Source organism: Anaerophilus nitritigenes, from assembly GCF_004138215.1.
Taxonomy (GTDB): domain Bacteria; phylum Bacillota; class Clostridia; order Peptostreptococcales; family Thermotaleaceae; genus Anaerophilus; species Anaerophilus nitritogenes.
Window position 1 is genome coordinate 1 of sequence record NZ_RYYS01000081.1, and the last position, 7631, is coordinate 7631.

General features: G+C 29.2%; 6 protein-coding genes. All 6 read right to left on the reverse strand.

Translation table 11 applies throughout. From position 1 onward, the window contains the following. Positions 1-249: 249 nt before the first annotated feature. A complete protein-coding gene (locus tag EK368_RS12240) occupies positions 250-1191 on the reverse strand; it encodes a DMT family transporter (protein WP_129600116.1) in 942 nt (313 codons plus the stop codon). 37 nt (positions 1192-1228) lie between these two features. Next, positions 1229-2134: a choline kinase family protein gene (locus tag EK368_RS12245; RefSeq protein ID WP_129600118.1), complete on the reverse strand. Its 906-nt coding sequence runs from the start codon at positions 2132-2134 to the stop codon at positions 1229-1231. Between the two features lies 1 nt (position 2135). Beyond that, a complete protein-coding gene (locus tag EK368_RS12250) occupies positions 2136-3050 on the reverse strand; it encodes an NTP transferase domain-containing protein (RefSeq protein WP_129600120.1) in 915 nt (304 codons plus the stop codon). 17 nt (positions 3051-3067) lie between these two features. After that, positions 3068-4828 (reverse strand): phosphotransferase, encoded by a 1761-nt coding sequence (locus EK368_RS12255; RefSeq protein WP_129600122.1) that lies wholly within the window; start codon positions 4826-4828, stop codon positions 3068-3070. 410 nt (positions 4829-5238) lie between these two features. Continuing rightward, on the reverse strand, positions 5239-7245 hold the full coding sequence (locus tag EK368_RS12260; RefSeq protein WP_129600124.1) for a sulfatase-like hydrolase/transferase: 2007 nt from the start codon (positions 7243-7245) through the stop codon (positions 5239-5241). A gap of 33 nt (positions 7246-7278) precedes the next feature. Next, positions 7279-7479: an IS3 family transposase gene (locus EK368_RS15375; RefSeq protein WP_423243546.1), complete on the reverse strand. Its 201-nt coding sequence runs from the start codon at positions 7477-7479 to the stop codon at positions 7279-7281. Between the last annotated feature and the right edge of the window lie 152 nt (positions 7480-7631).

A 7631-nucleotide genomic window follows, 5' to 3' on the forward strand; every position in this document is an offset into this window, starting at 1 on the left:
GCTTTATCGAATTCTTAAATAATAAAATTAACCTGTAAAATTCATATAGATTAAAAAATCCCACAGATCAACTAATTTATTAGTCTTTCTATGAGATATTTTGATTATATAATCAATGTACCTGTCCCTTTGATTTCTCATTGCATTAGCATTAGGATATATTTTTTACAATTATGCTAGAATAATTAGCAATTAATGCTTGAAGATTCATCAAAATTTACTTCAGATTTAATTATTGAAGGGGACAATTTAGTAACTCAAACTTTTCTTTTGAAAGAATTCACGGATATCACTTGCTGCCAATATAGAACCACTGATAATAAAGATAGCACAAATAATATCTTTTACAGATACCGTTTCATTTAATAGTAGGTAGCCAAATACAATTGCCCACGTACAATAAGTAATGTTTAATGCCGTTGCTTTAGCAGCTCCAATCTTATGAATAGCTTTATAATAAAACACATATGATGCTGTTCCAAACAATGCAGCTGCTAATATAATCAATGTAGTTTTTGTAGATATGATATTAATAGTAAATCCCCAGCCTCTAATTATAGGCAATATAATTATTCCGTAAAATAGTGCTGATGTTAGCTGTCTAATTTGTAATGCTTGCTCATCACTAATATCAGAACCTTTCAAGCCATAAGATATAATTACTGCTTCTGCCGCCCAACCAAACACACACAAGAGTGCGAATAATAAACCTATAAAAGCATTGCTTACTCCTCCGTTTTCAGGTGTATACCCCAATAAAACAACTCCTGTAATGCTTACGATTAGACCAATCAGTTGATACAATTTCATCTTTTCCTTCAAAAAAACATACGATAAAAAGGCCCCAACTGCTGGAAACATAGCAGAGATAATAGCAGTATATGCAGCACCAATATATTTAATTGATAATACATAACCAGTCATACCAATAGGACCACCTAAAAGTGCTGCTAAAACTACAAACCTTCCACCTTTGCTTTTTAAAGCCTTTATAATATTACTATATTGCTTTTTAATTCCCATGTAGATGAGCATCCATAAAGTCGAACAGAAATCATGAATAAAAGTGCTGACAAATGGTGCTAGAAAAATTGCTTGCTCAGTACTTATAAAAGGTGTCATTGCGAGAGCTACGCCTAAAATAACAGTGTTAAGCCCCCATAATAAACCTGCAGCTAATCCCTCAAACATAGTGATATCCTCCTATTATATTAATGAATTATTTTCATTAAATTACATTCACAAATTGTTTATTTAGAAGAGCTAGATTCGTCTTTGCCCTTTTATAACGATTATTTGCATATTCGACCAAGTCCTCACCATTAGCAGATCTTTGTTTTCCCCAAAGACTCCATAAAAAATCTAAGAAAATTTTATTTATTAGAATGCGTCGTTCTATCATACTATCTACAGCATGCCCAAAATAAACCCTAAAGAATATAATTTCCTCTTGTGCTGTTAATTCCGCCTCAATAAAAAAATCTGCTAAATCCCACATTGGATCATTCATACCTGCATATTCCCAATCTACCAAGTACATTCTATCTTCGCCCTTAATAAAGTTCTCGCAAAGGGGATCATTATGGCACATTGTCATCTGTACATTCATTCCTTCTAGCTCATCCTTTAACTGATAAACCTGCTCTTTTACGACCTGATAATCTTTCCAAAAATAATCCTTTGTATATTTATTTAAAAGATTTTCATAGTCTTCAATCTTTTCAAATACATCAAATACAACAGGAACTGACTCTCCACATGAGTGCAATCTTTTAAATATCTCTGCAATTGCTTTCATATTCTCTCTCTTGCGAACTAAATGATAATTCATTGTTTCAGCATTATGGATATAACGACAAATCTTGATTCCTGTTTTATCATCAAAGTAAATGAGCTGAGAGTCAATATCGATTTGATTTGCTAGATCAGTACATAAATGTTCCTCATCTCTGTTTATCATTTCTTCCGTTCCGTCACCAGGAAGCCTTATAACATATGTCCCTAATTCCGTATCTACCTTATAATTTTTATTTGTCAATCCCCCTAGACGTTGTGTCCTGATACTCTTCAAATCTCGGACCTTTATCTTATTCTTACATAATTCTAAAATCAAGTTGAAATCTTCTTTATTCATACTAATCCTCTTCTATTCTTATTACTTTTTCACTGTATAGGTATTTATATAGAATATCATTTGTTATGAATGTAAAACCTATAGTTTCTCCATTTATATTTAATGGCTTTGCTTTAAGAATATCCCGTTCTTTGCATTTTAACTCTTGACAGACTTGTTGCAAAATTTTAGATCTAGTACAATCCCAATATGTATTATCAAACGTTCTGAGTTCATCTAAAGTATCAAACTCAAAAATTATTTCTTTTGAATACTTTCGAATATACATAGGAAGTTCATTTATATGTTTTGTATAAATCCCTTCCCACAATAATGGTTTAGTCTCTGGATTATCATAAATTCTCTCCAGTATTTCTACAAACTTTTTTGAGAATTCTTGAGAAAAAAATGCATGTCCCAACATTATCCAAGAATCAGATCCACCTACAACTACATCAGTTATCAGACCTGTGTCATCTGTCTTAATGCACCATTCATTTGTCTCGCCTTTTTGGAAAACAGCTGAATAATATGCTTCCTGTACATAAGCATCAAACACATTTACAGTAAAATAATTATCTGCAGAACAAATATAGGTATTAGATAATATATCCTTAACATAATAAAGTGTTGAGTTATTGTTACGTACATTGTATTCTGGGTTTTCCACAATATTAACATCATATTTGTCCTTTAAGTAGTAAAATAATTCCTTCCTATAACCAACTACTACAGTAATATCATGAATTCCTGCCTCTTTTAACTGCCGGATTTGACGTTCTATTGATACTTCACCTTTAACATTAAGTAATGCCTTTGGATACTCATATGAAATTGGTGCAAAACGTGATGAAATGCCAGCTGCCATAATAATTGCATTATCAACTTTATAATGGTCAATTGTTTTAACAGCCTCATCTGTAATACTACTATTCATTTTTTATCCTCCTGATTTTATGGCATCATTTTGTTTCTAACTAATTCTTCCTGAACAATATTATAATATTCCTTTGCATAACGATACTGTTTTAAGGAATATTCTCCAAATTCAACTCCACAAAACCTTTTGTACTCACACCAGTTATTCCATAACAAGCTACAAACTGCAATATAACAATAGATCTTAATACGAATATCTTCAGGGCAACCCTCTATGAAATAACTATCAATTAATAACTCTACATACTCTCTATCATACATAGAGTAAATAGCAAACATAGCAATATCTACATGTGGATCCTGCATACCGGCATATTCCCAATCTATTAAACAAACTTCGTCATCTATCACAAGGAAATTGTCTGGAACAGCATCAATATGTGTAAGTGTCCAATCTCTTGGCAATGACTCAATTATAGGCTTTAATGACTTGACTTTTTTCTTCGTTTCGGAATAATCCACAAATATTGAAGGCTTTCCATCCCAAAGACTTTCATAAAACTCAATTTGCTTAAATATATCAAATGTATGTTCAACATTTAATTTGCTTTCATGAAATTTTCTTAAAAACTTCATACACAACTTTACATCATTAATATTAAACGGATCACAAACCCTTGCATTATCCAAAAACTCTGTTATTTTATATCCAGTATCTGGAGATATATATATTACTTTATCACTAATACCTTCTTCTTTTAACACTCGATATACTTCATATTCATTTCTTCGATTGATCAATTTATCGGTTCCTTTTCCCGGAACACGCATAATATATTTTTTATCCTTGCAGCTAAATCGGAAAGAACAATTGGTCATACCCTTTTTTAAAACTGAAATATCTTGAATATCAACTGATGTGACTTTCATTTCCATAGCTATTAAAGAAATACTATCAGAATTCAGATGTTCTGAGTTCTCATCTAATTCCCTAAGTTGCTCATAGGTATTGATTTCAAATACCTGGTCTGCTTTATAAACTCTAGCATACACAACCATTTTATCAACTTTATCAAATAAAGCTTCTTCCCAGAATGACTTATCATATTTTTTCATACTACAAAATTTCTTAATCTTATCTCGTACTATAGATGCCTCTTCTTCTAAAAGATAAGAAATCCCTATCATTGTATTTCCAGCTTTTCCTTCTTCTACAGAGACAAGTTCCATCTTTCTGTTTATTCTAACAGTACTCTCATCATCTACTATGTCAGAAACAGAATACCATGAATACAATTCATGATTTGAAAATGGATTTCTTTCTGCCCATATATCACAGGGAATAATATAGGTATTTGATATTTTATCAACTACTAAATTTAATGAGTGAATATTATTTTTAAGGGCATAATCTGGATTATAAACAAGATTAACTCCATATTTATCAATTAAATATTCATATTTTTCTTTCATAAAGCCAACTACAATATCAACATTATATATTCCTACTTTATGAAGTTGATAAATTATTCTTTCAATCAATGGTTCTTCATGTATTTTTAGTAACCCTTTTGGAAATTCCATATTAATTGGTACCATTCTCATTCCAAAACCAGCAGCAAGAATTATAGCATTTTTAGGTTTCTTTCTATGTATTTCTTTTAAAGCTTTCTCTGTTAAAGTAAGCTGGTCATCTAAATATTGCTCATCAACTAAAGTTCGTACAGCTGAATTGACTTTCCCTAATGAGTAATTTGTAACCTCTGCAATACTTCTTTGATTTGTATAACCTTCTTTAATGACAGTGTTCATCACATCAAATTTATATATGTTCACAAACATCCTCCTTTTTATTATTATGAACATTATAGTACTAAAGGAAGATGCTGTCAATAAAGCATAATAATTACACTAAAATAACTTTACTTGGTAGGTATCCGTCAAATACAGCCCATATATAGCACAAGTCCTATCTATGAGATAATAATCATAAATAGGACTTATGTTATTTTTTGGATTTTAGTTCTGATTTACATTCCTTGGGGAAGTATTCTGCCCATGGAATACATTGGTTAAAAATTCCCAGTTAGATAAACTGTAATTACCTAACCAAGCTTACTTTTTGGCAATACTTTAGGTTTAACTTCTTGAAGCCATGACAAATAAGCCTCTAATAGATGGTATCAAATAATATTTAAACGTATAATAACTTTAATTTAAATTCCACATTATAGGTTTATTTTTAACTAAGCTATTATTATAAATTCTTTTATATGATTAATAGCTATATTTGTATATTTTTCTGTTTTTTCTTTATAAATATTTGTTTCATCTTTACCTGTTAATTTATTTATAAGTTTCACATTGAAATTTTTCAATTGAACTCTTCCATCTTTTGTACATACATCCTTTGTATTAAAAAAGAATTTATGCTTCAAATCATTTATTGCTAGTCTATATGGATTATTAGGAAAAACACTTTCAGTTATAGTATATTCTCTTTCATTACCATCTCCAAAATGCTTAGGTACATTGCCATCTTTTATGTCTACATTACCTATACCTATTGAATTTAATATAATAGGGAATAAATCCAATCCCTGAATTAGTTCATTACATTGCCCTTTAGGTATATTTTTACCTCTAAACATCATAGCAACATTTGTCCTTCCTTCATCTAAAAACTCATCAGTATCAACTAAATAACCTTGTCCATGATCTGCAAACAAACTAATAACAAATTCATCATCAGAATAATTATCTTTTATATAATTGAATAGTACCTGTAGATACGTGTCTATCCTTTTTAGTTGGATCCCATACCTTTGTATTTTACTAATATCATATTTCTTTTTTACACTAGACTCATTAGTCTTTTCAAAAACTCTATTAGTAATAGAAGATTTAACCTGAGTACTAAATCTAGTTTCAAATTCATCTGCAACATCATGAAGATCTGGTATGCAAATCCATAAAAAGTTATTTTTCTCTTTAAAAGCTTCTAAATGTTCTATACTTTCCATAACTATATCATCGGAATGCATTCCACGAATTGATGGTTGATATAAAAATCTGTCTAAACCTTTAATATATCCATATGTAGGAGTACTTCTCCAATCTCCATCTATTCTCGAACAAAAATAACCATTTTTTTTCAGAATTTCACTATATAGTTCTTTGTGAAATATATTTTCTGTATCATAATCTGGTTGAAAAACTCTATGATTCTTAGTGTATTCTCCAGTAAAGAAGCTTGCCATGCTAACATACGTCCATTCTCCACTAACATAAGCATTGTTACAAATAGTACCTTCTTTAAAAAAGTTATATGTGTTTGGCATAAATTTTTCAATTCCATTGTCTTCTAAAAATTTTTGGGATAATCCATCTACAAATATATTTAAAATCAACTTAGGTTTTGACTTATCTGCTTTAATTTCTATTATATCACCAACAACAAATTCATCTTTACTATTTACTGTAACCATTGTATTTTTGTTTATAGGATAATAATAAAATCTATTAACTAAGTTATTATTTAAATCGAATTTCTCATTATTATTTATAATTACTGATACATTGCTTTGATTTATTTTCATTATAGGCAATATAGATTTATTTTTTATATTAAATGTTTCTTTTTTTACCTTTCTTCCTGGAAGTATTTCACTCTTAAATAGCCCATAAGTATCATTGTCATAATTTAGTAATAATCTATCCCTTTCTGGAAAATAATAATCATATATGCCACAATAATAGGATTTTTCTTTTAATTTTATACATTTTCCTATATACAATTCCTGTGCATTTTTTATTGGAAAACTCCTTTTATAATTTGAAAAATATGCATATACTTCATTCTTTATTTTATCAAATTGTTCTCTATTTAAACTTTCCGTGGGTATTGTAACAAGCGCATCTTTTGCAAGTTCACTTTGACCTGAATCTATAAACATAGCTTTAACTAAATATTTAGCTGCATCTGTGTAATTTTTTTGATGTATTTGAATCACACCTAAGTTATAATTTATATCAAAATTAAACTCATATTTATCATAGATATCAATTAAATAACTTTCTGCCTCTTTATAATTTTCATTTAAAAATTCTATTATAGATTCCATACAGTAAACTTCCATATCATATTGATTTAACTCTTTATATTCCTTTAAAGCTATTTTTGCTTTTTGTAAATTACCCTCTTCTATGTATTTTTTTATTTTTGCCTTTTTAAATCGCTCTAACTCAAACATTTCTATATCCCCTTATTCTTACTTTGTATACTTTTATCTCATCTTTACATCTATTATATCGTTGTATGGCATATTCTGAAAAATCTTCTCCTTCTCCAACTGGATTATCAACACTAAGTTAGACAATTTTTTAAGGTTATGTAATTTATAATCCTTTGGACTAAAATAACCTAAAGTTGAATAGATTCTGAAATTATTAAACCAATTTACATAATCTGCTAACATTATTTTCAATTGCTCTAAACAAGACTAGCATCTTTATGACTCTTGGTTACTATGAATTTTATCGGCAGTTTGGATTGGATTGTTTATACTAGTATGGAAATTTTATGCTTTATCGAATTCTTAAATAATAAAATTAACCTGTAAAATTCATATAGATTAAA

What these genes read in the sequence shown, in the direction of transcription:
- EK368_RS12240 (WP_129600116.1), bottom strand. Translation starts at nt 1,191, where the DNA reads ATGTTTGAGGGATTAGCTGCAGGTTTATTATGGGGGCTTAACACTGTT.
- EK368_RS12245 (WP_129600118.1), bottom strand. Translation starts at nt 2,134, where the DNA reads ATGAATAAAGAAGATTTCAACTTGATTTTAGAATTATGTAAGAATAAG.
- EK368_RS12250 (WP_129600120.1), bottom strand. Translation starts at nt 3,050, where the DNA reads ATGAATAGTAGTATTACAGATGAGGCTGTTAAAACAATTGACCATTAT.
- EK368_RS12260 (WP_129600124.1), bottom strand. Translation starts at nt 7,245, where the DNA reads ATGTTTGAGTTAGAGCGATTTAAAAAGGCAAAAATAAAAAAATACATA.